Origin of the sequence: Gilliamella sp. wkB112 (assembly GCF_001690685.1) — a bacterium.
GTDB lineage: Bacteria > Pseudomonadota > Gammaproteobacteria > Enterobacterales > Orbaceae > Gilliamella > Gilliamella apicola_J.
This window is the reverse complement of sequence record NZ_LZGL01000017.1, coordinates 376154-402376: the sequence shown is the minus strand read 5'-3', so window position 1 is coordinate 402376 and position 26223 is coordinate 376154. Positions and strand designations below refer to the sequence as shown.

At 34.5% G+C, this 26223-nt stretch carries 27 protein-coding genes, 1 tRNA gene, 1 other RNA gene and 1 riboswitch; of the genes, 18 read left to right on the top strand and 11 right to left on the bottom strand.

The window, feature by feature from the left end; genetic code table 11:
• Window positions 1–37: 37 nt before the first annotated feature.
• Window positions 38–367 carry a ribosome-associated translation inhibitor RaiA gene (gene raiA, locus A9G12_RS08525; RefSeq protein WP_065565404.1) on the bottom strand — a complete coding sequence of 110 codons (330 nt, stop codon included), beginning with the start codon at window positions 365–367 and terminating at the stop codon, window positions 38–40.
• 294 nt (window positions 368–661) lie between these two features.
• On the opposite strand from raiA, the gene trmJ reads away from it, so the two are divergent.
• Complete coding sequence (gene trmJ, locus A9G12_RS08520; protein ID WP_081299721.1) at window positions 662–1396, top strand: tRNA (cytosine(32)/uridine(32)-2'-O)-methyltransferase TrmJ; 735 nt, start codon at window positions 662–664, stop codon at window positions 1394–1396.
• A 63-nt stretch (window positions 1397–1459) separates the two neighbouring features.
• On the opposite strand, the gene cysS is transcribed toward trmJ, so the two are convergent.
• From cysS to mog, 4 genes are all read right to left on the bottom strand, one after another.
• Complete coding sequence (gene cysS, locus A9G12_RS08515) at window positions 1460–2851, bottom strand: cysteine--tRNA ligase (protein WP_065565403.1); 1392 nt, start codon at window positions 2849–2851, stop codon at window positions 1460–1462.
• 260 nt (window positions 2852–3111) lie between these two features.
• Window positions 3112–4476: a lysine-sensitive aspartokinase 3 gene (lysC, locus tag A9G12_RS08510; protein ID WP_065565402.1), complete on the bottom strand. Its 1365-nt coding sequence runs from the start codon at window positions 4474–4476 to the stop codon at window positions 3112–3114.
• 78 nt (window positions 4477–4554) lie between these two features.
• A riboswitch (Lysine riboswitch) is annotated at window positions 4555–4729 on the bottom strand.
• Window positions 4730–4835: 106 nt separating this feature from the next.
• Window positions 4836–5294, bottom strand: a complete 459-nt coding sequence (argR, locus tag A9G12_RS08505; RefSeq protein WP_065565401.1) for a transcriptional regulator ArgR — start codon at window positions 5292–5294, stop codon at window positions 4836–4838.
• A 156-nt stretch (window positions 5295–5450) separates the two neighbouring features.
• Window positions 5451–6020, bottom strand: a complete 570-nt coding sequence (mog, locus tag A9G12_RS08500) for a molybdopterin adenylyltransferase (RefSeq protein WP_065565400.1) — start codon at window positions 6018–6020, stop codon at window positions 5451–5453.
• A 220-nt stretch (window positions 6021–6240) separates the two neighbouring features.
• Here mog and A9G12_RS08495 point away from each other — a divergent pair, with 220 nt between their 5' ends.
• Window positions 6241–7185 (top strand): ABC transporter ATP-binding protein, encoded by a 945-nt coding sequence (locus A9G12_RS08495; RefSeq protein ID WP_065565399.1) that lies wholly within the window; start codon window positions 6241–6243, stop codon window positions 7183–7185.
• Window positions 7178–7948, top strand: a complete 771-nt coding sequence (locus A9G12_RS08490) for an ABC transporter permease (RefSeq protein WP_065565398.1) — start codon at window positions 7178–7180, stop codon at window positions 7946–7948. The genes A9G12_RS08495 and A9G12_RS08490 overlap by 8 nt, the downstream gene beginning before the upstream one ends.
• 60 nt (window positions 7949–8008) lie before the next feature.
• On the opposite strand, the gene A9G12_RS08485 is transcribed toward A9G12_RS08490, so the two are convergent.
• The 3 genes from A9G12_RS08485 to accB form a co-directional block, all read right to left on the bottom strand.
• Window positions 8009–8647: a bifunctional 4-hydroxy-2-oxoglutarate aldolase/2-dehydro-3-deoxy-phosphogluconate aldolase gene (locus A9G12_RS08485; protein ID WP_065565610.1), complete on the bottom strand. Its 639-nt coding sequence runs from the start codon at window positions 8645–8647 to the stop codon at window positions 8009–8011.
• Between the two features lie 68 nt (window positions 8648–8715).
• Complete coding sequence (accC, locus tag A9G12_RS08480) at window positions 8716–10062, bottom strand: acetyl-CoA carboxylase biotin carboxylase subunit (RefSeq protein ID WP_065565397.1); 1347 nt, start codon at window positions 10060–10062, stop codon at window positions 8716–8718.
• A gap of 37 nt (window positions 10063–10099) precedes the next feature.
• Window positions 10100–10564, bottom strand: coding sequence for an acetyl-CoA carboxylase biotin carboxyl carrier protein (accB, locus tag A9G12_RS08475; RefSeq protein WP_065565396.1), 465 nt, complete (start codon window positions 10562–10564; stop codon window positions 10100–10102).
• 372 nt (window positions 10565–10936) lie between these two features.
• Here accB and A9G12_RS08470 point away from each other — a divergent pair, with 372 nt between their 5' ends.
• The 6 genes from A9G12_RS08470 (at window position 10937) to A9G12_RS08445 (ending at window position 17199) form a co-directional block, all read left to right on the top strand.
• Complete coding sequence (locus A9G12_RS08470; RefSeq protein ID WP_065556307.1) at window positions 10937–11980, top strand: rod shape-determining protein; 1044 nt, start codon at window positions 10937–10939, stop codon at window positions 11978–11980.
• A gap of 147 nt (window positions 11981–12127) precedes the next feature.
• Entirely contained in the window at window positions 12128–12970 is an 843-nt protein-coding gene (gene mreC / locus A9G12_RS08465) for a rod shape-determining protein MreC (protein ID WP_065565395.1), read from the top strand.
• A complete protein-coding gene (gene mreD / locus A9G12_RS08460) occupies window positions 12957–13442 on the top strand; it encodes a rod shape-determining protein MreD (protein WP_065565394.1) in 486 nt (161 codons plus the stop codon). The genes mreC and mreD overlap by 14 nt, the downstream gene beginning before the upstream one ends.
• A gap of 11 nt (window positions 13443–13453) precedes the next feature.
• Window positions 13454–14929 (top strand): ribonuclease G, encoded by a 1476-nt coding sequence (rng, locus tag A9G12_RS08455; protein ID WP_065565393.1) that lies wholly within the window; start codon window positions 13454–13456, stop codon window positions 14927–14929.
• 87 nt (window positions 14930–15016) lie between these two features.
• A complete protein-coding gene (tldD, locus tag A9G12_RS08450) occupies window positions 15017–16468 on the top strand; it encodes a metalloprotease TldD (RefSeq protein WP_065565392.1) in 1452 nt (483 codons plus the stop codon).
• A 41-nt stretch (window positions 16469–16509) separates the two neighbouring features.
• Window positions 16510–17199 carry a DedA family protein gene (locus A9G12_RS08445; protein ID WP_065565391.1) on the top strand — a complete coding sequence of 230 codons (690 nt, stop codon included), beginning with the start codon at window positions 16510–16512 and terminating at the stop codon, window positions 17197–17199.
• 54 nt (window positions 17200–17253) lie between these two features.
• Here A9G12_RS08445 and rnpB read toward each other — a convergent pair.
• The 3 genes from rnpB to A9G12_RS08430 form a co-directional block, all read right to left on the bottom strand.
• Window positions 17254–17645: RNase P RNA component class A (gene rnpB, locus A9G12_RS08440), an RNA gene on the bottom strand.
• A 245-nt stretch (window positions 17646–17890) separates the two neighbouring features.
• Window positions 17891–18253: an outer membrane protein assembly factor BamE domain-containing protein gene (bamE, locus tag A9G12_RS08435; protein WP_065565390.1), complete on the bottom strand. Its 363-nt coding sequence runs from the start codon at window positions 18251–18253 to the stop codon at window positions 17891–17893.
• A 197-nt stretch (window positions 18254–18450) separates the two neighbouring features.
• Window positions 18451–18741 (bottom strand): helix-turn-helix domain-containing protein, encoded by a 291-nt coding sequence (locus A9G12_RS08430; protein WP_065565389.1) that lies wholly within the window; start codon window positions 18739–18741, stop codon window positions 18451–18453.
• Between the two features lie 166 nt (window positions 18742–18907).
• Between A9G12_RS08430 and A9G12_RS08425 the strand changes: the two genes are divergently transcribed.
• The 9 genes from A9G12_RS08425 to A9G12_RS08390 all read left to right on the top strand — a co-directional run bounded on the left by A9G12_RS08425 (window position 18908) and on the right by A9G12_RS08390 (window position 26114).
• A complete protein-coding gene (locus A9G12_RS08425) occupies window positions 18908–19264 on the top strand; it encodes a DNA-binding protein (protein WP_065565388.1) in 357 nt (118 codons plus the stop codon).
• A gap of 63 nt (window positions 19265–19327) precedes the next feature.
• Window positions 19328–19870: an RNA chaperone ProQ gene (gene proQ / locus A9G12_RS08420; RefSeq protein WP_065565387.1), complete on the top strand. Its 543-nt coding sequence runs from the start codon at window positions 19328–19330 to the stop codon at window positions 19868–19870.
• Between the two features lie 9 nt (window positions 19871–19879).
• Window positions 19880–21952, top strand: coding sequence for a carboxy terminal-processing peptidase (gene prc / locus A9G12_RS08415; RefSeq protein ID WP_065565386.1), 2073 nt, complete (start codon window positions 19880–19882; stop codon window positions 21950–21952).
• Between the two features lie 44 nt (window positions 21953–21996).
• Window positions 21997–22086, top strand: coding sequence for a cytochrome bd-I oxidase subunit CydH (gene cydH, locus A9G12_RS12210; protein ID WP_141674130.1), 90 nt, complete (start codon window positions 21997–21999; stop codon window positions 22084–22086).
• Between the two features lie 68 nt (window positions 22087–22154).
• Window positions 22155–22242, top strand: a tRNA-Ser gene (locus tag A9G12_RS08410).
• Between the two features lie 116 nt (window positions 22243–22358).
• Entirely contained in the window at window positions 22359–23252 is an 894-nt protein-coding gene (gene prmB / locus A9G12_RS08405; RefSeq protein WP_065565385.1) for a 50S ribosomal protein L3 N(5)-glutamine methyltransferase, read from the top strand.
• 30 nt (window positions 23253–23282) lie between these two features.
• Window positions 23283–24350: a chorismate synthase gene (aroC, locus tag A9G12_RS08400; RefSeq protein WP_065565384.1), complete on the top strand. Its 1068-nt coding sequence runs from the start codon at window positions 23283–23285 to the stop codon at window positions 24348–24350.
• 2 nt (window positions 24351–24352) lie between these two features.
• Entirely contained in the window at window positions 24353–25105 is a 753-nt protein-coding gene (locus A9G12_RS08395) for a TSUP family transporter (RefSeq protein WP_065565383.1), read from the top strand.
• 85 nt (window positions 25106–25190) lie between these two features.
• Entirely contained in the window at window positions 25191–26114 is a 924-nt protein-coding gene (locus tag A9G12_RS08390) for a LysR family transcriptional regulator (RefSeq protein ID WP_065565382.1), read from the top strand.
• Window positions 26115–26223 lie beyond the last annotated feature (109 nt).

Sequence of the window (26223 nt, the reverse complement as noted above, 5' to 3'; positions counted from 1 at the left end):
GTGCCTTTTTAAATTAAATTTATTGGTATGATCTAAACTATTCTTCTTCAGCTACCGCTCCTTTAATGCTGTCAAATGCACGGCGAGATTCACCTTTATGTTGAAGTTTATTGAGCTGTTTTTCAAGTTTACCAATAAGATCATTAATTGCAGCATACATATCAGTATGCTTGGCAGAAGCAACTAATGGAGATCCTTTTGTAGCAATCGTTGCATCAATAATAAATCCATCAGGTTCTTTAGATAAAATAAAGTGAGGATTTATTAACTGTGCTCTCCATTTATCTAATTTAGTAAATTTATCTTCTAGATAACTACGAATTGCTGGAGTTATATCCATTTGTTTACTGGTAATACTTAAAGTCATAGTAGATCTCCTTATAGTTGTTAACCAATATTGCTAACATGTTTAATGTTGCTTGTGACTACATTGGCAAATTATTTGTATTTCGTCAATAAAAAAATTATAACAATCTGATTATTATATAATTAAAGTGAAAACTGTTTTGTTAATTTGTTATATATATTAAATATAATATTGTTTTAAAAAAAGCAGCATCAATAAATAATTATTACTATAAGTAATATCGTACAAATGTGGCCTTGTTTTAGTATATACTAGCTAAAATTAGCAGTTTTAAGCGTGATAAATGAGGATAATGTGCATTATTTAGATAATATCAAAATAGTTTTAGTTGAAACATCTCATACGGGCAATATGGGTTCAGCCGCAAGAGCTATGAAAACTATGGGATTAACCAATCTTTGTTTAGTAAACCCGATTATTAAGCCTGATTCTCAATCAATTTCGTTAGCAGCAGGCGCTAGTGATATTATTAAAAATGCGCATATCTTTTCATCACTAAATCAAGCGATTGCTGATTGTAATCTCGTGATAGGAACCAGTGCTCGTTCTCGTAGTTTACAATGGCCTAATTTAACCCCCAAACAATGTGCTGACAAAATTGTACAACAAGCAGTTAACAGCAAAGTAGCTTTGGTATTTGGTCGTGAACGCGTAGGGTTAACTAACGATGAACTACAAAAATGTGATTATCATGTTAGTATTCCTGCTAATCCTGATTATAGTTCTTTAAATTTGGCTATGTCAGTTCAAGTGCTTTGTTATGAAATTCGCATGTCGATGTTAAATACTCAAGAACATACCTGTAAGTCGATTGAAGCTACCGAAGTTGATTTCCCTGCTAATGCTGATATTGAACGCTTTTATAAGCATTTACAACAGACTCTATTAGATACAGGTTTTATTAATGCTAATCACCCCGGGCAAATTATGGGGCGTTTGCGGAGGTTATTTAGTCGTGCACGTGTTGAACAGCAAGAATTAAATATTTTACGTGGAATTTTAACTTCAATTGATAAGAAATTGCGATAATTTTTAATAACAACACCCACTGGAATGTGGGTGTTTTAATATCCATATACTAATGGATATTTATTAATTTTTTTTACGCCAAGTAGTGCCATTGGCACCATCTTCAACAATAATATTCATGGCATTTAATTTGTCTCTGGCATCATCAGCTAAAGCCCAGTTTTTATCAGCTCGGGCTTCATTACGTTGTTTAATCAAAGCTTCAATTAAGTTGGCATCAACATTATCTTGGTTTTCACCTTGCAAAAATTTAACAGGATCTTGCTCGAGCAGTCCAAGAACTGAAGCTAAATAACGTAATTCAGCGGCTAATTCATTGGCTGATGACATATCATTATCAGCTTTAGCCTTATTAATCTCTCTAGCTAAATCAAATAGGGTTGAATATGCTTCTGGCGTATTAAAGTCATCATTCATAGCATTACAGAATTGCCGATAATAATTGCTATCTGGAGTAGTGTGAGGGTGGTTAGCATCGGTATCTCGTAATGCGGTATATAAACGTTCAAGTGCTATTCGGGCTTGTTTTAAATTCTCTTCAGTGTAATTTAATTGGCTACGATAATGACCTGATAGTAAAAAATAACGGACAGTTTCGGCATCATAATGTTTTAACACATCCCGGATAGTGAAAAAATTATTTAATGATTTTGACATCTTTTCTTGATCAATCATTACCATGCCAGAGTGCATCCAATAGTTAACATATTGCCCGTCGTGAGCGCAGGTTGATTGGGCAATTTCATTTTCATGATGCGGAAACATCAAATCAGAACCACCACCGTGAATATCAAAATGGTGACCTAATTGGTGACTGTTCATAGCAGAACATTCAATGTGCCATCCGGGACGACCTTTACCCCATGGTGAATCCCAACTAGGTTCATTGGGTTTGGACATTTTCCAAAGTACAAAGTCCATTGGATTACGTTTTACATCAACCACATCTACGCGAGCACCGGCTTGAAGCTGTTCTAAATTTTGACGCGATAAAATTCCATAATTGGGATCACTATCTACCGCAAACATAACATCACCGTTATCGGCAATATAAGCATGATCTTTTTTAATGAGTTCATCGACTAGCTGAATAATTTGGGGCATATGGCGAGTAGCTCGTGGTTCAGCATCAGGACGTTTAATATTGAGTGCGTCAAAATCGGCATACATTTCTTGTAACATACGGTCAGTTAGTTGATCACATGTTTCACCATTTTCAAGTGCACGTTTAATAATTTTATCATCAACATCGGTAATATTACGGACATAGGTTAAATCATAACCTAAAAAACGCAAGTAGCGAGTGATGACATCAAAAGCGACAAAAGTACGGCCGTGACCGATATGACAAAGATCGTAAATAGTCACTCCACATACATACATCCCGACTTTATTGGGAGTAATAGATTGAAATAGTTCTTTTTCACGAGTGAGAGTGTTATAGATCTTAAGCATAAAATATCCTAATGATAAATTGACATATTTACGGAATATGAAATTGTTGGCAATATAACAAAAAAAGGATATTTACTCAATCAACTTGCAATTACAGATAATAATAATATAGAACAGTAGTAGGTTAATTTTAGGTAAAAAAGAAAATTTAACTGATTAATCACAGTTTATTGAATTAGTATTATATAGTGCTGAAATAGTTTAATATTGATTCCGTCGGCGGATACTGACGGAATCATTGTAGCTAACAAGCATTAAACTTATTTTTCGAAAATATTGTGATGCAATAATTTTATAATAGTATCTGCTTCATTATTTTTTACTAAAAAGCAAGCATTATGGGTACTTGCTCCATAGCAACAAAGGCGAATACTGAAGTCATCTAAGGCGCCAAAGACTTCTTTGGCAACACCTTTAGTGGTTGTAAGGTTATTGCCTATAATTGCAACTAATGCCAGATCTTCTTGTACTTCAACAAGACAAACTGTAGAAAGTTCATCAAAAAGCGCTTTGGTTAATAAGCTATTGCCATTGGTATTAGTACCAGTAGTATCGATTGTTAATGCGACACTTACCTCAGAAGTAGTAACTAAATCTACTGAAATATTATGTTTGGCTAAGATGGTAAATACATTAGCTAAAAAACCTTGAGCATATAGCATATTTAGACTTGTTAGGGTCAGTAATGTTTGTTTGCGTCGCAGTGCCAATGCTCTAAATGAAGGCAATTCTGAGGTAATACTATTGGTATTGTAAACAATTGTGCCTCCAGCTTGCGGGGCTTTACTGGAACCTACAAACACCGGAATATTACTACGCACAGCAGGGACTAAAGTGGCTGGATGTAAAACTTTGGCACCAAAAGTTGCCATTTCCGCCGCTTCGGCGAATGAGATTTCATCAATACGCTTAGCTGCTGGTGTTATACGAGGATCGGTAGTATAAATACCTGCTACATCAGTCCAAATATCAATTTGTGTTGCATTTAATGCTTCGCCAAGTAACGCGGCAGTATAATCACTGCCACCTCGTCCTAACGTGGTGGTTTTACCTGAGCTTTCACTACCTATAAATCCTTGCGTAACAATAATGCTATTATTAGTTAATGATTTAAGATGGGCACAGCAAAGCTGTTTAATTTCTTCAATTTTAGGTACAGCTTTGCCAAATTTATTATCAGTACGCATTACTTTACGAACATCAAACCAAATAGCATGTTTTTGTTGTTGTTTCAAAATTTCGACAAAAAGCTTAGATGACATTATTTCACCATGACTGACAAGTTCATCAGTTAATGCTGGTGAAGTAGCAAGGCTAGCTGCCTCAGAAAGTGAAGCAATATTGGCGATGATCTGATCAATTTCAGCACGTAATTGTGGGTTTTCGGGTAGTTGTTCTAGGATGCTGTATTGTATAGTTTGAATTTTAGCAAGATGTTGTGCGCGAACATCAGGGGTTCTCCCTTCTGCTAGTGCAACTAATAAATTAGTTATACCCGCGGAAGCTGATAACACCACAACTTTAACGTTAGGATTTGCTATAACAATGTTAGCGCTATTTACCATTGCAGAGTAATCTGCAACACTAGTACCACCAAATTTGGCAATTACAAATGATGTTTCCATGGATTCCTCATATTAAAAATTTTTATTTTTAAAAGAGATAGAGCGAGAGGAATGTGCAATTTGCAGATGAAAAAGTACAAACCATGAAGCGCTCCACCTGTTAGGGTGACAACCCAAGGGATTCAGCCCTTGCAGTCGATTTGATTGGTTGCTGGATTAGCAATCAAACCTCGGCATTACATCCCCTTAATCATTTGTCAGCGGTTCCAGTCCCTAAAATGATCTACCTGAGTAATGCGCCTCTTCGTTTTTATAAAATCTCATTTATTTGAGTAATCATAAGATTAACTGTTTTGTTAACTATGTCAATAGATTACATATCAAAAATTATTTATTATTAGGCTGTTTTTTACGCATATCTATAATTCACGTTCAAATAATTCGATGATAGTTTGATATAACTTTTTGACAGTGCATTCTTTTGTTGGTGTACTAAAGATGGTGTCATCGCCAGCAATTGAACCCAAAATACCTTCAGATTTACCAATTGAATCAAGCAATCGAGCAATTAATTGTGCCGCACCAGGGCTGGTTTTTATAACTACCATGGAACTATTATAATCAATATCAATTACTAAATTTTTTAATGGGCTACTAGTCGTAGGTACGCTCATTTCAGCAGGTAGGCAATATACCATTTCTGATTTAGCATTTCGGGTACGGACAGCTCCAAATTTAGTTAACATTCTTGATACTTTGGATTGATTAATATTATCAAATCCTTGTTCTTGTAAAGCTTGAACTATTTCAATTTGTGAACTGAACTTTTCTTGTAAAAGCATTTCTTTGAAAGTTTTTGTGAGTTCATCTTGTTTCATAATATTCCTTGGAAGGTTCTTACTTATTCTTTTCAATAAAAAATGTAATGTCGTATATTTTATTAGTAATAGCAAATAATACTAAAAAGATATTGATATGTAATTATACAATAATATTACATAATTATGCATTAAATCTGCATAAAATTATAAGTTCTATTTATGTGCATTTTTAGGCCGAAAAGCTTTAACGATTTGTTCGTGGGTTTCTATATATGGTCCATCTAACAATTGGATACAATAAGGGACACTGGCAAAAATTCCACTAACAATTACATTCCCTTGCTTATCTTTAACACCTTCAAGTGTTTCTTGGATCGATTTAGGTTGACCTGGAAGGTTTAAAATCAGGCATTTATTGCGGATGACTGCAACTTGTCTTGATAAAATCGCTGTAGGTACAAAATGTAAGCTAATTTGCCGCATTTGTTCACCAAATCCAGGCATAACACGATCAGCAATAGCTAATGTTGCATCTGGCGTCACATCACGCAGAGCAGGTCCTGTACCACCGGTAGTTATAATGAGATCACAGTGTAAATTATCAACCAGATCACATAATGTTGTTTCAATGATAGTTTGCTCATCAGCAATGACTCGATTTTCTGTTATAAAAGGGGTTATTAACGCGGTTTGTAACCATGTTATTAGTGTTGGAATACCTTGGTCTTGATAAGTACCATTCGATGCCCGATCTGATACAGAAATTAATCCAATTTTAAGCATACTATTTAGTCCTTAATAATCTTATTCACTTTTAAATTTATTACCAAACTTAAGTTATTAATACCGTGTTATAAAATTATGATTGGCATAGTTTTATTTTAGTTACTTTCAATAATACTAAAAATACCTTTACAACAATAGATTAGATTGACTATATTGGTAAATTTATTAAAAAACGAACTCAAAAATTATTAGCAAATTATTCATTTAGGATAAATTTATGTTAGTCACTCCAGCGTTAGAATTAGTCGCGCTCAAAAAAGTTTATAAAAATGGTGTACAAGCATTAAAAGGTATCAATTTGACAGTTCAAGCTGGCGATTTTTATGCTTTGTTAGGGCCAAATGGTGCAGGTAAATCCACTACAATTGGTATTATTAGTTCTTTAGTTACTAAAACTTCAGGTCAAGTGAAAATTTTCGGTTATGATTTAGATACTGATGTAGTAAATGCTAAAAGGCAATTAGGGCTTGTGCCACAAGAATTTAATTTTAATCAGTTTGAAGAAGTGATACAAATAGTGGCTAATCAAGGTGGTTATTATGGTTTGCCGCGTAAGTTAGCTTTAGAGCGAGCGGAGAAATATCTAAAAATATTAGATTTGTGGGATAAGCGTCATAGTCGAGCCGGTATGTTGTCTGGTGGCATGAAAAGGCGTTTAATGATAGCCAGAGCTTTAGTCCACGAACCTAAGTTATTGATTCTTGATGAACCTACTGCAGGAGTCGATATTGAGCTCCGTCGGTCAATGTGGGATTTCCTGCGTAAAATTAACCAACAAGGTATAACTATAATTCTTACAACACATTATTTAGAAGAAGCGGAAATGCTTTGTCGCCATATTGGTATTATTCAACATGGTGCATTAATTGCTAATTCGTCTATGCGAGATTTGTTAGCTAATAGTCAATCAGAAACAATTATTATCGACTATTTACCCACTCCAACTCCAGTTGTATTAAACGATTATTGTTTTTCTGAAATTGAACCCGGTGAATTAGAAGTAAAAATTGATAAACAGTTGGGATTAAATTATTTATTTGAACAACTTAATCAGCAACAAATTAAAGTAATTAGTATGCGTAATAAAGCTAATCGATTAGAAGAGTTATTTGTAAGTCTTTTGCATGATGACAGTCAAGGAAAAGGGGAATTTCATGAATAATTTATACTGGATAGCCTTAAAAAGTATTTGGCGTAAGGAAGTTACGCGATTTTTAAGGATATGGATTCAAACTTTGATTCCACCTGTTATTACCATGTCACTGTATTTTATTATTTTTGGAAATTTAATCGGTTCACGAGTTGGGAATATGGGGGGCTTTAGTTATATGGCATTCATTGTGCCGGGACTGATTATGATGTCGGTGATAACTAACTCTTATACTAATGTTTGTTCATCGTTTTTTAGTGCAAAATTTCAGCATAATATTGAAGAGTTATTGGTTGCGCCAGTGCCAACACATATTATTATTTGGGGATATGTTGGCGGTGGTGTTATGAGAGGAATTTTAACAGGAATTTTAGTTACTGTAGTATCCTTACTTTTTGTTAGCTATCAAGTTCACTCATGGTTTTTTGTTATTTGTACTCTATTATTAACTTCCATTTTATTTTCATTAGCGGGCTTACTTAATGCAGTTTTTGCCAAAAGTTTTGACGATATTAGTATTATACCAACCTTTGTTTTGACACCTTTAACTTATTTAGGTGGGGTATTTTATTCAATATCTATGTTACCAGATATTTGGCAGTGGATATCTAAACTTAATCCTATTGTGTACATGATTAATGGATTTCGTTATGGATTTTTAGGTATTAGTGATGTGTCATTATGGGTAACATTTTCGATGTTAATTTTATTCGTTTCAGTGCTTTATTTGTTAGCTTGGCAGCTAATAGAGAAAGGCAAGGGATTACGTAACTAATGGGAATTTACAGCATTGATAATCTATTATACCGCTGATACTTCTCAGCGGTATTAATTCTTATTGTGCGCCAGCAACTGCTTCTTTAGCCATTTGAGTGATTTTGGCAAAGTCACCTTTAGCAATAGCATCAGTTGGGATAAACCAAGTACCACCTACACAAAGTACATTATTTAATGCTAAATAATCGCGGTAATTTTTAGAGTTTACACCACCCGTTGGGCAAAACTTCATATAGCCACAAGGACCGGCAAAGGCTTTTAATGCGGCTACGCCACCATTTATTTCTGCAGGAAAGAATTTTAATGCGGTTAAACCGTATTCTTGAGCAGTTAATAGTTCAGAAATAGTCGCAATACCTGGAATAACAGGTACCGAACCTTCAACAGCTGCTTTTAAAATTCCATCAGTAATGCCTGGAGTAATTATAAATTCTACGCCAGCTTCGGTGACTTGTTTTAATTGTTCAACAGTAGTCACAGTACCAGCTCCTACAACGGCTTCAGGAACTTCTTTTATGATTTTCTTGATGGCATCTAGTGCACATGCAGTTCTTAATGTAACTTCTAAAACTTTAACTCCACCAGCGATAAGAGCTTTAGCTAATGGAACAGCATCTTCTAAGCGTTCAATTACAATAACAGGAACCACTGGGCCCATAGTTAAAATTTCTTCAGCACTTTTTTTCCAGTTTTTCATTTCTTCTTTATCCATATTTTATTGAGAGTTAAATATCTTATTAATCCATAATAAAAGAAATTATTTGATTACTCATAAATGCCTAATTTCTTTTCCAAATAGTGAATATTAGTGCCACCCTTTTGGAAATTTTTATCATTCATTATTTCAATATGAAGTTCAATGTTGGTTTTAATACCATCAATAACAAGTTCAGCTAGTGCATTTTTCATGCGTGCAATTGCAACAGCTCGAGTTTCACCATAAGCAATTAATTTACCAATCATTGAGTCATAATAAGGTGGTACAGCATAACCTGCATAAATATGGGATTCCCAACGAATTCCAAAACCTCCAGGTGCATGGAAACGAGTAATTTTACCAGGAGAAGGCATAAATGTTTTTGGATCTTCAGCATTTATTCGACATTCAATGGCATGACCTTTAATATGAATATCGCTTTGTTTTATTGACAGCGGTTTACCTGCTGCAATTAAAATTTGTTCTCTAATTAGATCTACACCAGTTATCATTTCTGTAACTGGATGTTCTACTTGAATACGAGTATTCATTTCAATGAAATAAAATTCACCATTTTCAAATAAAAATTCAAAAGTACCCGCACCACGATAACCGATTTCAATACATGCATTTACACAGCGCTCACCAATAAATTGACGCATTTTAGCTGTTATACCCACAGCTGGCGCTTCTTCAACAACTTTTTGGTGGCGTCTTTGCATTGAACAATCACGCTCACCCAAATAGACAGCATGACCTTGCCCATCGGAAAGAACTTGTATTTCAATATGACGTGGGTTTTCTAGAAATTTCTCCATATACACCATGTCATTATTAAAAGCGGTTTTAGCTTCTAATTTGGTCATTTTAATTGATTGTTCTAGCTCTTTCTCTTCACGAACAATGCGCATTCCACGACCACCACCACCACCTGAAGCTTTGATAATAACCGGATAGCCAATTTGTTTTGCAATTTGCTTATTGGTTTCCATATTATTACTTAGTGGACCGTCAGAACCAGGGACACAAGGAACACCAGCTTTTTTCATGGCATGAATAGCTGAAACTTTATCCCCCATTAAGCGAATAGTATCTGGTTTTGGACCAACAAATATAAAACCTGAACGCTCAACTTGTTCCGCAAAATCAGCATTTTCAGATAAAAATCCATAACCGGGATGAATAGCTGCTGCGCCAGTTACTTCAGCTGCTGAAATTAACGCAGGAATATTAAGATAACTTTTAGCTGAAGCTGCCGGACCGATGCAGACAGTTTCGTCAGCTAGTAATACATGTTTTAAATCTTTATCTGCCGTTGAATGAACTGCGACAGTTTTAATACCAAGTTCTTTACATGCTCGTAAGATGCGTAGAGCTATTTCTCCACGGTTTGCAATAAGAATTTTATCAAGCATATTCAATCTCTTAATCGTATAAGTAAATAAATTTGTATTATTCAATAATGAATAGTGGCTGATCAAATTCTACTGGTTGACCATTTTCAACTAAAATAGCTTTGACAGTACCAGCTTTTTCCGATTCGATTTGGTTCATCATTTTCATTGCCTCAACAATGCAAAGTACATCACCAACATTTACAGTTTGGCCTACTTCAACAAAAGCTTTTGATTCTGGACTTGGGGTACGATAAAAAGTTCCAACCATTGGTGATTTTATGGTATTACCTGATGTTGTAGCAGGATCTGCAGGTTCACTAACAACTTCAGTTGAAGTGTTAGGTGCAACAACGACTGGCGCGGCTTGAGGAATTTGAATATTTTGTATTGGCGCAGAATAGTTTGTTGTTGGAACAGTACGACTGATTCTAACTGATTCCTCTCCTTCAGAAATTTCAAGTTCAGAAATACCTGATTCTTCAACTAACTCAATTAATTTTTTAATTTTGCGTATATCCATGAATTACACCGTGTTTGTTTGATATAAATAACAATTATTGTAATGCATCCTTTTTATACCAAAAAGCATTGCTCTAGATGGTAATAAGGCTATAACTAAGCATTACCGCGGAAGGATACACTGTTAAACACAATTTGTCATTATATATCTCCTTTACAAACTATTGCTATACTATTTTCTAGGTATTATTTTATAATTGCGATACAATATGAACCCTCAATTATTATTGGGGTAGATGATGGCATGAAAGCACTGAATAGCATATATTTGGTGTAATTAATAAAATTGATAATAAGTCGTTTTTATTCCATATTCTGCTTCTGAGTAGTCAAATAGACTTAAACAAGATTAATTCTAGGAAGAGTTTTTATTATGTTCAAAAAAGTTCGTGGCTTGTTTTCTAATGATTTATCGATAGATTTAGGTACAGCTAATACACTTATTTATGTAAAAGGTCAGGGTATTGTTCTAAATGAGCCTTCAGTTGTTGCCATTCGTCAAGATCGCACCGGGACACCGAAAAGTGTTGCTGCTGTAGGGCATGCTGCGAAACAAATGTTAGGGCGTACACCTGGTAATATTGCTGCAATTAGACCGATGAAAGATGGTGTTATTGCTGACTTTTCTGTAACTGAAAAAATGTTGCAATATTTTATACGCCAAGTACATAGTCATAGTTTTTTAAGACCTAGTCCACGGGTACTTGTTTGTGTGCCTGTAGGTGCAACTCAAGTTGAACGTCGAGCTATTCGTGAATCAGCGTTAGGTGCAGGAGCTCGTGAAGTATATTTAATTGAAGAGCCAATGGCTGCGGCAATAGGGGCAGATTTGCCAGTTTCTGCACCAACAGGGTCTATGGTTGTTGATATTGGTGGTGGGACAACAGAAGTTGCCGTTATATCACTAAATGGTGTGGTTTATTCTGCATCTGCGCGCATTGGTGGTGATCGCTTTGATGAAGCAATTATCAATTATGTTCGTCGTAATTATGGCGCATTGATTGGTGAAGCTACGGCTGAGCGAATTAAACATGTGATCGGCAGTGCCTATCCTGGTGATGAAGTTCTTGAAATTGAAGTTCGTGGTCGTAATTTAGCTGAAGGTGTTCCACGTAGTTTTAATTTAAATTCAAATGAAATTTTAGAAGCATTACAAGAACCACTAAGTGGTATTGTAAGCGCTGTTAAAGTTGCGCTAGAGCAATGTCCTCCAGAACTTGCTTCTGATATATCAGAACATGGCATGGTATTAACTGGTGGTGGTGCTTTATTACGTAATATTGATAAATTATTGTCAGCTGAAACAGGTATTCATGTAGTTGTTGCTGAAGATCCACTTACCTGTGTTGCAAGAGGTGGAGGAAAAGCTTTAGATATGGTTGATATGCACGGTGGTGATCTCTTTAGTGAAGAGTAAACTTTAACCCAACTCAATATTAATTTAGTTACAATTAATTCCGTGGTTGGTATTTTAAAACCTTACTATCTTTCCCGTCGATATTAACGACGGGTTCATATTTTCATTTAATTAGAGCTTGAGTTTAAAACAGGTAAATATTGAACAATGAAATTACTTTTTTCTAAGCGTTCGCCTTTAAGTGTGCAATTATTTATTTCTTTACTGTTGGCCCTAGTTTTGATTGTTTTAGATGTAAATTATCGCCCTTTCAAAGATATCCGTTATTATTTAGATACAATTATTTCGCCAATTTATCATATATCTAATGCACCAAAAGCTACATTTGATCAACTTTATGAAATGTCTAAAACTCGAGATACGTTAGTTAATGAAAATACAAAATTGAATGAAGTGTTACTGCAAAAAAAAACTGATCTTTTATTATTGGAACACTTAAGACATGAAAATAATCGTTTGAGAGAATTACTTGGCTCGCCGTTGCGACATGATGAACATAAAATGGCAGCTCAAGTATTATTAGCCGATACCGATCCTTATGTTTATCAAATTGTTTTGAATAAAGGTAAAAGTGATGGTGTTTATATTGGGCAACCAGTAGTAGATGAAAAAGGTATTGTTGGGCAGATTTACGAAACAGCCCAAACAACTAGTCGTGCGATTTTAGTGTGTGATTATCAGCATGCTATACCAGTACAAGTTTTAAGAAATGATATTTCTATGGTAGCGGTGGGTAATGGTTGCAATAATGATTTAACTTTGGATTTTTTGCCAAATAATGTTGACATAAAAGTAGGTGATATATTAGTTACCTCAGGTCTTGATGGCCGTTTCCCTGAAGGATACCCTGTCGCAGTTGTTAGTTCGGTTAAACTGGATATTAGCGATTCAACTCCTATTATTTCAGCAACACCGACAGCAGATTTAAAACGATTACGTTACCTATTATTACTATGGGGCGATCAAGGAGTAAAACATGAGGGGTCGTAACCGAATTTTAATTATATGGCTAACATTAGTAGTTGGTTTATGTTTGCAAATAATACCGTGGTCGGCAGCTTATTATATGTTTAAACCTCATTGGCTAATGTTAATTTTAGCTTATTGGTTAATAGCTTTACCACATAGGGTCGGTATTGGCACTGCATTTATTTTTGGCTTTCTTTTAGATTTATGTACAGGAACCATACTTGGTGTGCATGCATTTATTTTTTCTTTAATTGCCTATTTGCTTGTATTCAAGTTTCAATTGATCCGCAATTTAGCATTGTGGCAACAGTCGTTTATCTTATTTGGTGTTTCGGTATGCTACAATTTGTTAGTGTTTATATTTCAGATTAGTATTTATCATACAATAACTATGTCACTACTTATATTATTGTCGAGTTGTGTTGATGGTTTTTTATGGACAGGAATATATCTATTGTTACGACAAATAAGACGGAGTTGTGCAATTAATTAAAAGGAATATTTATGTCTGTTGAATTATTAATGAATGTCACACCGTCCGAAACACGAGTAGCATATATTGAAGATGGTGTATTGCAAGAAATTCATGTAGATCGTGAATCAAAACGGGGTATTGTTGGTAACATCTACAAAGGTAAGATTATTCGGATTTTGCCTGGTATGCAGGCCGCATTTGTTGATATAGGACTTGAAAAGGCAGCTTTTTTGCATGCATCCGATATTATGCCTCATACGGAATGTGTGTCCGATACTGAGCAGGAACAATTTCAAGTAAAAGATATTTCTGAACTTGTTCGCCAAGGGCAAGACATAATGGTTCAAGTAGTTAAAGATCCATTAGGAACTAAAGGGGCTCGATTAACCACTGATATAACTTTACCTTCACGTTATTTAGTTTTAATGCCGGGACCAAACTCAGCTCATGTGGCAACTTCACAACGAATTGAAAGTGAAGAAGAAAGAGAAAGACTTAAACAAATTGTTGCACAGTATGTTACTGATGAAGGTGGATTTATTGTTAGAACAGCTGCCGAAGGTGCTCACGCTTATGAGTTAGAACAAGATGCTAATTTTTTGAAGCGGTTGTGGGCAAAAATACAACAACGCATGGCTCGCCCTGTTAGTAAAAATCTTGTTTATGGCGAGTTAGAATTATCACAACGTGTACTCCGTGATTTTGTTGGCGATCCGATTGAAAGGATTTTAGTTGATTCAAAATTAACTTATGATCTTTTGGTTGAGTTTACGCAAGAATTCATGCCTGAAGTTACCAGTAAATTATCGCATTATCGAGGTAATATTCCCATTTTTGATCTCTATGATACCGAGAATGAGATTCAACGTGCACTAGATCGTAAGGTAAAATTGAAATCGGGTGGTTATTTAATCATTGACCAAACTGAAGCGATGACGACAATTGATATTAATACAGGGGCGTTTGTTGGCCATCGAAATTTAGAAGAAACGATATTTAATACTAATATTGAAGCCACAATTGCTATTGCAAGGCAATTAAGATTGCGCAATTTAGGTGGAATAATCATTATTGATTTTATTGATATGCAAGAAGATTTACATCGAGAAAGGGTTCTACAATCATTGAATGATTGGTTAGCAAAAGATCGAGCAAAAACTACGATTAACACTTTTTCTGGATTAGGTTTAGTGGAGATGACGCGTAAGCGCACTCGTGAAAGTATTGGTCATATTCTGTGTGAAGAGTGCCCTGCATGTAAAGGTCGGGGAATTGTTAAATCTGTTGAAACAGTTTGTAATGAAATTTTACGTGAAATTGTACGTATTTACAAAGCTCACCGTTCAGAATACTTCTTGGTTTATGCCTCAGCTGCGGTAGCTAATGCATTAACCACTGATGAGTCCCATGCCCTTGCCGAAGTTGAAGTATTCGTTGGTAAACGTGTGGAAGTTAAAATAGAACCACTGTATATTCAAGAACAGTATGATGTGGTGTTAATGTAGTGTAACAAGCTTTGTTAAAATGTTTCAGGTCAGCTATATGTTTCAGTATAAAATATTTTTAATACAAGGTTATGAGTTAAGGAATCTATGATAATAACAGAGGTGAGTGAGCGTTTGCTTGATGCAAACAATCTAAGTCAACACGATCTTTCTAATTTATTAGATACATTAAGTTCTAGACAAATTGACTTTGGTGATTTTTACTTTTTATCTGGCTATTATGAAAGTTGGTCACTTGAAGATAGTATTATTAAAAATGCATCATTTCACCGCGATCAAGGTGTTGGTGTACGGGCAATTGTTGGCGAAAAAACAGGATTTGCCTATACAGATCAGCTTTCTTTGGCTCGTTTAGAGCAAAGTGCGTTAGCTGCTAACTCAATTACTAAACAAACAATCCCATTAGTTATTACACCTTTTAAAACATCTGAAACTATTTCTATATATCAATCAGTTAATCCAATTAATAGTTTTACTCAGGAACAAAAAATTGCTTTATTACGGCAGATTGACCATTTAGCTCGTTCGATTGATTCACGCGTTATAGAAGTTACTGCAAGTTTAATTGGTAGTTACGAAGATATATTAATTGCAGGTACTGATGGCACTTTGTGCGCTGATATTAGGCCATTAGTACGCTTGTCTATTTCAGTGTTAGTAGAACAAGATGGTAAACGTGAACGAGGTAGTAGTGGTGGAGGTGGTCGTTTTGGTTATGAATATTTTTTAACTACCGAACCCAAAACCAATGAAAGTTATGCTGATAGTTATACCCGTGAAGCGGTAAGATTGGCATTAGTTTCTTTATCAGCTAAACCGGCACCAGCAGGAACTATGCCTGTAGTGTTAGGTGCAGGTTGGCCGGGAGTGTTATTACATGAAGCAGTAGGGCATGGATTAGAGGGCGACTTTAACCGTAAAAATAGTTCCGTTTTTTCTGGTAAAATAGGTGAACAAGTGACCTCTGAACTTTGTACTATTGTTGATGATGGAACTATTCAAGATCGTCGTGGTTCAATCTCTATTGATGATGAAGGCACTCAAAGCCAAAAAACCGTACTTATTGAAAATGGTATTTTAAAAGGCTATATGTTTGATAAATTAAATGCCAAATTAATGAATTGCTATTCTACAGGTAATGGTCGTCGTGAAGGATATGCTTATTTACCAATGCCAAGAATGACTAATACTTATATGTTAGCGGGTACATCAAGTTTTGCTGATATCATTAGCAGCGTTGATTATGGTCTTTATGCACCTAATTTTGCTGGTGGGCAAGTAGATATAACTTCCGGTAAATTTGTATTTTCTACCTCTGAGGCTTATTTAATTGAGAAAGGTAAAATAACTACACCAGTAAAAGGTGCCACCTTAATCGGATCTGGAATTGAAACTATGCAACAAGTGTCAATGGTGGGGGACGATCTAGAATTGGACTCTGGAGTCGGTGTTTGTGGTAAAGCTGGTCAAAGTGTTCCTGTTGGTGTGGGGCAACCGACTTTAAAAGTAAATAATTTAACCGTTGGCGGCACAATTTAGCTGCTAACAAATAAACCTATATTGATGGGATTTTAAAATCGATGGAAACAATACTTACAATTTATCATGCTTTTCTTGGTATGGATATGGCTGTATTAAAGGATCCTAGCATAGTCTGGATCCTCTATAGTATGCTGTTTGTTATTCTTTTGTTAGAAAATGGTGTATTACCTGCAGCATTTTTACCAGGTGATAGTTTACTATTTTTGACCGGCGTATTTATCAGTGAAGATGTATTCCACTTTGGGTTAATCAATATAGTGTTAATAGCTGGTGCTGCAGTTGGCACCTGGTTAGGCTATATACAGGGATTATGGTTAGGCAATACCAAGATGGTACAAGGCTGGTTAGCTCATTTACCAGTTAGATACCATGATAAGGCTAAGATGCTTTTTCATAAATATGGTTTACAAGCATTATTTATAGGTCGTTTCATTGCTTTTGTACGAACATTACTGCCAATAATGGCAGGACTTTCAGGATTACATAGTAGACGTTTTCATATTTTTAATTGGATTAGTGCAACACTCTGGATTTTCTTTATTACCGGTTTGGGGTATCTTTTTGGCTTATCTCCTTTATTTAAAGCTTACAAAGAACAATTTATGCTGATCCTTATGATGATCCCTGTGATTTTAATAGGAATTGGTTTAGCCGCGTCAATTTTATTAGTAATAAAACGTGCAATTAATAAAAAGAAAAGAACTAAAAAGGTTAATACTAAAAGTTAGAAAAATAAGTTATCAATATAAAAATTTGACGCCTTAAGGCGTCAATTTATATATAGATGAAATTAACCGATAAGCCGGGTTCTGTCGTGGACAATCATTCCTCTAGGCTAACACTCACGCATTAGCTCAAGCAGTCTACCCGGATCCAACGCGGGCCACGTCAATGGATCCCTATTTGACCTTGCTCCGAGTGGAGTTTACCATGCCACAATTGTTGCCAATTGCGCGGTGCGCTCTTACCACACCCTTTCACCCTTACCTGATCTTATAAAATAAGCCATCGGCGGTATACTTTCTGTTGCACTGGTCGTAAATTTTAGCTCTCGCCAAAACTCCCCAGGTGTTACCTGGCACTCTGCCCTATGGAGCCCGGACTTTCCTCCCCTCTGTTTGTCTCCTCATTTTATAAAGGACAACAACAGAGCAGCGATTGTCTGGTTAATTTCGTTGATGAGTATAACTTAAAGTAATATTTTGTCTACAACTAGCTTTTATTTAAATTGTAACAGGGTAATCTATAAGCGATTTTGATTTGCTTATTAAATATCTTTATGATCTATTAGATACTAAATTAGTAGTAATATTGGTTTTTCATTAGGGATTTTATAAGAACTAAACATAGTTTTTATAAAATATAACTACCTTATTAAGGTACTATTAAAATACCTTAATAAGGTAAATTAGTTAATTGTTACCATTTTTTCTGTTTGTGATTTTCATCATAGTTGAACCATGTCACAACACCTTTAGATATTAATATATCTAGTGTCCCTTCAATAATATTATATTGAGTTTCACCAATTAATATATGACTAGTAGAATTTTTCTTTATGTAGGTATAAGTCCACTGAGTTTCATTTGTATTAATTACTTTTTTAGTAGTTGGCTCACCAAACAGATTAAGTATTTGTGATTCAGTAGTTGAGCCTTCTACTATTTTACTAACCTTTTCTTTATTTAATGGTGTGCCTTGTTCTACAAGATTAGTTTGTGAACATGCGGTTAACATTGTAATTAAACATAATGTCATCATGATTTTATTGATTATTTTCATTGTATTACCTGTGGAGGTTAAAATAAATTAATTTAAACATTAATCTTAACATAAGTTGATGAACGTTCAAGACTAAGTGAGATAGTAAAATATTTAGCAAAAATACTATTTATCAATATAAATACTAGAATAATTTATACAAGATCATAAAAAAAATGAAAACTTTTTTAAATTTCGGTTTCTATGTTTCCATATTTCTATATTGTTTCTATTTTTGGCTTTATCTGTTTTTTATTGCTTCTTAATACTCTTTTAATTGGTTGATTAGTATTTGAATTAATATAGCGACTAGGCCAAATTTCAGATGGTTGTAAATTTAAAGCGTTTGCAATAATAACCTCGCCTTTAGTCCAAGGTCTAACTAATGCATTACTAAGAGTTGATGAACTAAAGCCTGATTGGCGAGATAATTCAGCAAGTGTTGTACCTCTTTTTTTTAGAGCTGCAATAATGTCTGCTTTATGCCAGTCATTAGATTTTATTTCCATTTTTTATTCCTTCTTAGTTTATAACCTTGTTTAACTATGTTATGCTTTTTAGTTATTAGAACAAGTAAGTTCTTTATCGTTAGTAATTTTTGTTTCTTATTGATTGTATCAAAATTTCTTTAATTTCTATAACTTTTTCTAGTTATTTGTGAGTGGGATGATTAAAATGAAGGAATGGTTCTCACCGAAAGAGCTATCAAGTATTGCTGGGATGCCTTCAACAACACAAGGTATTAATCGAAAAGCGCGAGCTGAAAATTGGACCGTCCGTAAACGAACCGGTGTGCGGGGTAAGGCTGTTGAATATTATATTGGTAGCTTACCTTTTGATGTGAAAAAGGCTTTATTTTTTGAAGAAGATAGTGCAACTTATATGGTTTCGCCGATTGAACCATTACAACTGTGGATGACTGCTTTTGAACAGCTTACTGGAGATGAAAAATCTCTAGTTGCTGCATGGTTAATGCGAAATGGTATTAAAGATTTTATTAGTTTTATTAATGAACAGCAAAAAGATAATTAGTGTTATTGTATAAGCTGATATATACTTTAACGTCAGAAAAATTTAGTAGCTACGGAAAAACGAATGCAAAGTCAGTTAACAAATAGTAAAGAGATCATTGTTTATTTAGCTCAACAATTTCCAAATTGTTTTACCCTTGATGGGGAAGCTAAACCATTAAAAATTGGTATTTTTCAAGATATCTTGTTGCATTTAGAAAATAACGATTTGTTAAGTAAAACTAAATTGCGAGTTGCGTTACGAGCCTACACAATAAGTTGGCGCTATTTATATAGCATTAAAGAAGGGCTTTATCGTGTAGATTTAGATGGTAACCCAACTGATGTGATTACTAAAGAACAAATGGAACATGCCCAACAACTGTTAAAAGATAGCAAGCAAAAAGCTAAAGAACGGTTTAAACAGAGAGAGAAAGAAAAAACCAAAAATTCTCGGTCTCCATTAAAAAAAGTAAAGGCATTACAATTAGGTGACTTTGTTAAAGTTCAGTTAGGTAATAAATTGCTAAAAGTACAAATAATAAATATTGAAAAAGAACATATTAAAGTTAAAGTTGGCTCTGGTATGGAATTAATGGTTAAACCTGAGCATATCATTAATAGATAGAGGGTTTGAATGAATAAATTACTGAAAGGTATTATTAAATTAAGCCTTGTATTGTGTATTGTTAATCAAAGTGCTCAGGCTAAGCAGCCCACTACGGAACAATTACCAGTATTAAAACAAGATGAAATCCATCAAGTTGTTGCTAAACGGGTTACAAATTTTTTTACCCAATCACATTATCGTAATTTTGCTTTAGATGGTGCATTTTCAGCTAAAATTTTTGATCGTTATTTCAAACTGCTAGATGGTAATAAAGCTTTATTTATCCAGAGTGACGTAGATAGTTTCAGGAATAGACAAGAGCAATTAGGTCAAGAGTTAACTAATGGCAACCTTCAGACTGCTTATGAAATTTATAATCTTTCAATGCAGAAACGTTATAATCGCTATACATATGCCCTTGAAGTTTTAAAACAACCAATGGATTTCTCAGCAAATGATGAGATCGACTTTAAGCGTGATGATATAGCCTGGCCAACAACCGAAAACGAGTTAGATGTATATTGGAATAAGAGAGTTAAATTTGATGAACTTAGCTTATCTTTATCTGGAAAAAATGAAACTGAAATCAGGGATATATTATCCAAACGCTATAATCGTGTTTTAAAAACTATAATACAATCCAATAATGAAGATGCTTTTCAAGTATTCATGAATGCATTTGCTCGGGAAATAGATCCTCATACTAGCTATTTAGCCCCGCGTAAAAAACGTGATTTTGATTCGGAAATGAGTTTATCCTTTGAGGGAATTGGGGCGACACTTAGCCAGCAAGATGATTACACGGTAATTATGTCTTTTGTTACCGGAGGACCAGCTGAAAAAAGTAAATTATTATCTGTAGGTGATAAGATTATTGGTGTGGGACAAAGTAATTCAGCGATTGAAGATGTTATTGGTTGGCGTTTAGATGATATTGTCGATAAAATTCGAGGACCTAAAGGAACAGTTGTAAAATTAGAAATCTTACCAACTGGTAATAAGAGTAAATCTAAAATTATCGAACTCACACGTGATAAAATTCATTTTGAAGATCGTGAAGCCAAATTAAAAATTATCAATAATGCTAGAGGAAAAATCGGCGTTCTTGAAATACCAAGTTTTTATATGGGATTGACCGAAAAAGTTAGCTCTTTACTATTAGAAGCCAATAAAGAAAATGTACAAGGTCTTTTGATTGATTTACGTGATAATGGCGGTGGTTCGTTGGCAGAAGTTATTGCCTTAACAGGTCTTTTTATTGATGCTGGCCCTGTTGTTCAAGTTCGTGATAATTTACAAAAGGTCACGGTTTATGATGATAAAAACTTAGGTATTGAATTTTCTGGCCCTATGGTTGTTATGGTGAATCGTTATAGTGCATCAGCATCAGAAATCTTTTCAGCCGCTATGCAAGATTATGGACGAGCAGTAATTGTTGGTGAAACCACTTACGGAAAAGGCACAGTACAAACCTCTCGTAATATATCTTATCCTGTGGATGCGAGATTACACCCTAATTGGCCAGAACTTGGTGGAGTACAATACACTGTTCAAAAATTTTATCGTATCAATGGCGGTAGTACTCAGCTAAAAGGTGTAGAACCTGATATTGAAATGAGTAAAACTAAATATGTTGATGAAACTGGTGAGCGTTTCTTAGATAATGCTATGCCATGGGATAAAGTACCATCAGCAGATTACCTTACTGCGGCCAATGTACAGCCATTGTTATCTGATTTACGTTCTCAGCATTTAGCGAGAATTGCCAAAAATCCTGAGTTTATCTATATTGAAGAAGATATTAAGCAATTTAATGATAAAAAAGATCGCCAATATATCGTTTCTTTGAATAAAAAAATACGCGATGCAGAACAAAAAACAAATGATAATCGGGAACTGAAAAGAATGAATGAGCGTTTAAACCGAGCAGGTTTATCGCCTATTACCAAATTGGATGATCTACCTAAAAATTATAAACAGCCTGATGCTTATCTGGATGAAGCCGTTGAAATTCTTTTAGATCTTTCAACTAATTATCCAAATATTCAAAGTCGTAGAACTAATAATGGTATTAAGTCATTTGATATTTCGGTTAAATAGTATTAATAATTAATGATGAAATTATTCGGAAGAAGGTAAGAAAAATGAGTACAAATCTAAAATATTCTTTAATGACCGTAACTGCAATATTAGTTGTTTTAGCTAGCTTTGGTGCTATTGTTGTGATGAATTAAAACTTGATTATTTATCTTATGATCATTATAGTATGCGACCTGTTTGTAAGAACAGGTTATAAAAATTAGGTGAGGTGTCCGAGTGGTTGAAGGAGCACGCCTGGAAAGTGTGTATACGGCAACGTATCAAGGGTTCGAATCCCTTCCTCACCGCCAAATCCTTTAAAGGCTAAGAATAGTTAAGTTTGAACATTACTTTAATAATTGGTCTCAAAATTAGCTATCGACAGTGATAAATAATACCTTCCTCTCCGCGATCATTTGGAGTTACTATGGAGAACTTAAATACCGTTCAGGACTTTATCCGCTGGACAACATCTCGAATGTGTCAATCAGATATTTATTTAGGACATGGCACTGATAATCCGATTGATGAAGCTAAGCAACTTATTTTAGCAACACTAGGTTTATCGTTATTTATTCCTCCTGAATTTTATGCAGCAAATCTTACCAATGACGAAAAACAGCAGTTGTTTGATATTATACAAAAACGTATTGTAGATCGAGTTCCCACACCTTATTTGACTAATCAGGCTTGGTTTTGTGGGCATCGTTTTTATATTGATGAAAGGGTGTTAATTCCTCGTTCTCCCATCGGTGAATTAATTAGTGATAACTTTCAAGAATTACTATCTTGCAACCCTAAAAATATTTTAGATTTATGTACCGGAAGCGGTTGTATTGGTATTGCATGTGCTTATGCTTTTCCTGAAGCTCAAATTGATATTACGGATATTTCCTTAGAAGCTCTTGATGTCGCTCAAACCAATATTGATTTGCATGAAATGACTTATCAGGTAACCCCAATTTTATCAGATTTATTTAACTCGATGCCAGTGAAGCAATATGATTTAATTGTGTCAAATCCGCCTTATGTTGATGATGAAGATATGAGTGATTTACCTGATGAATTTTTATATGAACCTAAATTAGCTCTTGAAGCGGGTTTAGATGGTTTAGATATAGTAAAACGTATTTTGCTCGATGCGATAAACTATTTAACTCCACATGGAGTGTTAGTTTGTGAAGTAGGTAATAGTTGGGTCAGTTTACAAGAACAATATCCTGATGTGCCTTTCAATTGGATTCAATTTGAAAACGGTGGACACGGAGTTTTTTCTTTAACATGTGAAGAATTAATTAAATATCGTTATTGTTTTGAATAACTAGTTTGCAATAATTGGAATAAAATTATTATGTCAGGAAATTCAATCGGAAACTTATTCAAAGTTACTACATTTGGTGAATCACACGGTGTTGCATTGGGTTGTATTGTCGACGGAGTTCCCCCTGGACTAGCTTTGGCTGAAACAGATATGCAACATGATCTCGATCGTCGTCGCCCAGGTTCGTCTCGTTATACCACCCAGCGCCGTGAAGCAGACCAAGTAAAAATACTTTCAGGTGTATTTAATGGATTAACTACTGGTACTAGTATTGGTTTACTAATTGAAAATACGGATCAGCGTTCACAAGATTATAGCCAAATCAAAGATATTTTCCGTCCGAGTCATGCTGATTATACTTATCAAACAAAATATGGAATTCGTGATTATCGTGGAGGAGGGCGTTCTTCCGCTCGTGAAACAGCTATGCGTGTTGCTGCTGGTGCTATTGCGAAAAAATATTTGCAAGAAAAATTAGGCATAACTGTACGTGGTTATTTAGCGCAGATGGGGGATATTGAATGCCAACTTAAAGATTGGCAATTAGTTGAACGAAATCCTTTTTTCTGTGCAGATGAAAGTAAACTAGATGAACTAGATCAATTACTAAGATCGCTAAAAAAGGATGGAGATTCAATTGGAGCTAAAGTTTGTGTGCTAGCTGAAAATGTTCCTGTTGGATTAGGTGAACCAGTATTCGATAAACTAGATGCTGATCTTGCTCATGCATTAATGAGTATTAATGCGGTAAAAGGTGTCGAGATAGGTGATGGTTTTAAGGTGATAAATAAACGTGGTAGTGAAAACCGTGATGAAATGACTAAACAGGGTTTTTTATCTAATCATGCGGGTGGTATTTTGGGTGGTATTAGTTCAGGTCAAACTATTTCAGCTAGTATTGCTCTTAAACCAACACCAAGTATCGAAAAAGCTGGTAAATCCATTAATATTTATGGAGAAACAGTCGAGGTGTCTACTCATGGAAGGCACGATCCTTGTGTAGGTATCCGAGCCGTACCAATAGCTGAGGCTATGATGGCAATTGTACTTATGGATCATTATCTTCGTTATCGGGCTCAATGTGGTGATGTAAATTAGTGATGAATTATGAATTATTAGTTTTACTTTTTGCTGTTGCAACTCTGGCTGGTTTTATTGATTCAATCGCTGGTGGTGGTGGTTTATTAACAGTCCCTGCATTGCTAGCTGTTGGTTTACCTCCAGCTAGTGCATTAGCCACCAATAAACTCCAAAGTTGTGGTGGATCTTTTTCTGCGAGTCTCTACTTTATTCATCAACGGATGGTTGATTTAAAACAACAAAAATGGGCGATTTGTTTTGCTTTTATTGGTTCTGCACTAGGTACAATATGTGTGATGCATATTAAAACTGATTTTTTACGGTTGCTACTGCCCGTGTTAACAATTAGTGTTGGGCTATATTTTTTGCTTTCCCCAACAATTGGGGAAGGAGATCGTAAAAGCCGGCTTTCTATTTTTCAATTTGCCTTAGTAGCAGCTTTAACAATAGGTTTTTATGATGGTTTTTTTGGTCCAGGGGCTGGTTCTTTTTATGCTTTAGCTTATATTACTCTTGCTGGTTTTAATCTTACCAAAGCAACAGCTCATACTAAAGTGTTAAACTTTACTTCTAATTTTGCTGGTTTACTTTTTTTTATTATTGGTGGCGAAGTTGTTTGGTCAATTGGTTTGGTTATGTTAATTGGTCAATTTATTGGTGCAAGGCTTGGTGCTAAAATGGTTATTGCTAAAGGGCATAAATTAATTAGACCAATGTTAATTACCGTTTCCACCATTATGAGCATTAAATTAATTTATGAGAATTTCTTTTAAGTGCATAATTGTAATTATTACTTCTATTGGAAGAATTTATAATTTATTAGATAATTAATCTCATATTCCTAACTTAAACAGTATTATGAAACTTCAACAATTACGTTATATTATAGAAATTGCCCGCTCAGGTTCAATTAATGAAGCTGCAAAAAATCTATATATTACCCAACCAAGTCTTTCAACTGCCGTTAAAGATCTTGAAACTGAATTTGGTATAGAAATTTTTGTAAGGACGTCTAAAGGTGTTTCTTTATCTAGCGATGGTGTTGAATTTTTAGGTTATGCCAAACAAGTTTTAGATCAAGCTGAGCTGTTAGAGCAACACTATTCTAAAAAAGAACCTTCTAAACAATTGTGTAGCATTTCCACTCAGCATTATGCATTTGCTGTTAATGCTTTTGTTAATCTGATAAAAAAAAATAACACTGATGAATATGAGTTTACACTCAGAGAAACAAGAACTTATGACATCATTACTGATGTGGCTAATTTACGTAGTGAAGTTGGAATATTATACCTTACTGATTTTAACCAAAAAGTTATCTTAAGATTACTTAAAGAACATAAGCTAACTTTTAATCCATTATTTGAAGCTGATCCACATGTATTTATTAGTACACATCATCCATTAGCAGCGATGAAGTCCTTGACGCTTATTGATTTAGAAAATTATCCATATTTATCTTTTGAACAAGGTGAATATAATTCTTTTTATTTTTCAGAAGAGATTTTAAGTACCGTTTACCATAAAAAAAGTATTCATGTTAGTGATAGAGCAACATTATTTAATTTGTTACATGGTTTAAATGGTTACACTATTAGTACAGGTGTGTTAAGTACAGATTTAAATGGCTCAGATATTTTATCTATACCATTGGATGTGGATGAAAAAATACTGATTGGTTGGATTACTTCACAAAAAGTTCAATTAAGCATGTCAGCGCAAAATTATATAGAGGCACTCAAAAAGTTAATTCAAGAAGAGTATGGTTTTCAACTCAAGTAAATCTAGTGTGATAGTAATAAATCAAATTGCTATTTTAGTAAATTTCAGTATAATTGCGCACAATTCATATCATATGGTATGGATATTGAGGAGTATCTGAATTAGAGAT

Bases quoted from the DNA above. Each gene is read 5' to 3' on its own strand.
- mog (WP_065565400.1), bottom strand. From the start codon at position 6,020: ATGCTTAAAATTGGATTAATTTCTGTATCAGATCGGGCATCGAATGGT.
- A9G12_RS08395 (WP_065565383.1), top strand. From the start codon at position 24,353: ATGAATTATGAATTATTAGTTTTACTTTTTGCTGTTGCAACTCTGGCT.
- A9G12_RS08495 (WP_065565399.1), top strand. From the start codon at position 6,241: ATGTTAGTCACTCCAGCGTTAGAATTAGTCGCGCTCAAAAAAGTTTAT.
- bamE (WP_065565390.1), bottom strand. From the start codon at position 18,253: ATGAAAATAATCAATAAAATCATGATGACATTATGTTTAATTACAATG.
- raiA (WP_065565404.1), bottom strand. From the start codon at position 367: ATGACTTTAAGTATTACCAGTAAACAAATGGATATAACTCCAGCAATT.
- rng (WP_065565393.1), top strand. From the start codon at position 13,454: ATGTCTGTTGAATTATTAATGAATGTCACACCGTCCGAAACACGAGTA.
- mreC (WP_065565395.1), top strand. From the start codon at position 12,128: ATGAAATTACTTTTTTCTAAGCGTTCGCCTTTAAGTGTGCAATTATTT.
- proQ (WP_065565387.1), top strand. From the start codon at position 19,328: ATGCAAAGTCAGTTAACAAATAGTAAAGAGATCATTGTTTATTTAGCT.
- A9G12_RS08490 (WP_065565398.1), top strand. From the start codon at position 7,178: ATGAATAATTTATACTGGATAGCCTTAAAAAGTATTTGGCGTAAGGAA.
- lysC (WP_065565402.1), bottom strand. From the start codon at position 4,476: ATGGAAACATCATTTGTAATTGCCAAATTTGGTGGTACTAGTGTTGCA.
- A9G12_RS08445 (WP_065565391.1), top strand. From the start codon at position 16,510: ATGGAAACAATACTTACAATTTATCATGCTTTTCTTGGTATGGATATG.
- aroC (WP_065565384.1), top strand. From the start codon at position 23,283: ATGTCAGGAAATTCAATCGGAAACTTATTCAAAGTTACTACATTTGGT.
- mreD (WP_065565394.1), top strand. From the start codon at position 12,957: ATGAGGGGTCGTAACCGAATTTTAATTATATGGCTAACATTAGTAGTT.
- A9G12_RS08390 (WP_065565382.1), top strand. From the start codon at position 25,191: ATGAAACTTCAACAATTACGTTATATTATAGAAATTGCCCGCTCAGGT.
- cysS (WP_065565403.1), bottom strand. From the start codon at position 2,851: ATGCTTAAGATCTATAACACTCTCACTCGTGAAAAAGAACTATTTCAA.
- tldD (WP_065565392.1), top strand. From the start codon at position 15,017: ATGATAATAACAGAGGTGAGTGAGCGTTTGCTTGATGCAAACAATCTA.
- cydH (WP_141674130.1), top strand. From the start codon at position 21,997: ATGAGTACAAATCTAAAATATTCTTTAATGACCGTAACTGCAATATTA.
- A9G12_RS08425 (WP_065565388.1), top strand. From the start codon at position 18,908: ATGAAGGAATGGTTCTCACCGAAAGAGCTATCAAGTATTGCTGGGATG.
- A9G12_RS08485 (WP_065565610.1), bottom strand. From the start codon at position 8,647: ATGAAAAACTGGAAAAAAAGTGCTGAAGAAATTTTAACTATGGGCCCA.
- accB (WP_065565396.1), bottom strand. From the start codon at position 10,564: ATGGATATACGCAAAATTAAAAAATTAATTGAGTTAGTTGAAGAATCA.
- A9G12_RS08430 (WP_065565389.1), bottom strand. From the start codon at position 18,741: ATGGAAATAAAATCTAATGACTGGCATAAAGCAGACATTATTGCAGCT.
- accC (WP_065565397.1), bottom strand. From the start codon at position 10,062: ATGCTTGATAAAATTCTTATTGCAAACCGTGGAGAAATAGCTCTACGC.
- argR (WP_065565401.1), bottom strand. From the start codon at position 5,294: ATGAAACAAGATGAACTCACAAAAACTTTCAAAGAAATGCTTTTACAA.
- A9G12_RS08470 (WP_065556307.1), top strand. From the start codon at position 10,937: ATGTTCAAAAAAGTTCGTGGCTTGTTTTCTAATGATTTATCGATAGAT.
- prc (WP_065565386.1), top strand. From the start codon at position 19,880: ATGAATAAATTACTGAAAGGTATTATTAAATTAAGCCTTGTATTGTGT.
- prmB (WP_065565385.1), top strand. From the start codon at position 22,359: ATGGAGAACTTAAATACCGTTCAGGACTTTATCCGCTGGACAACATCT.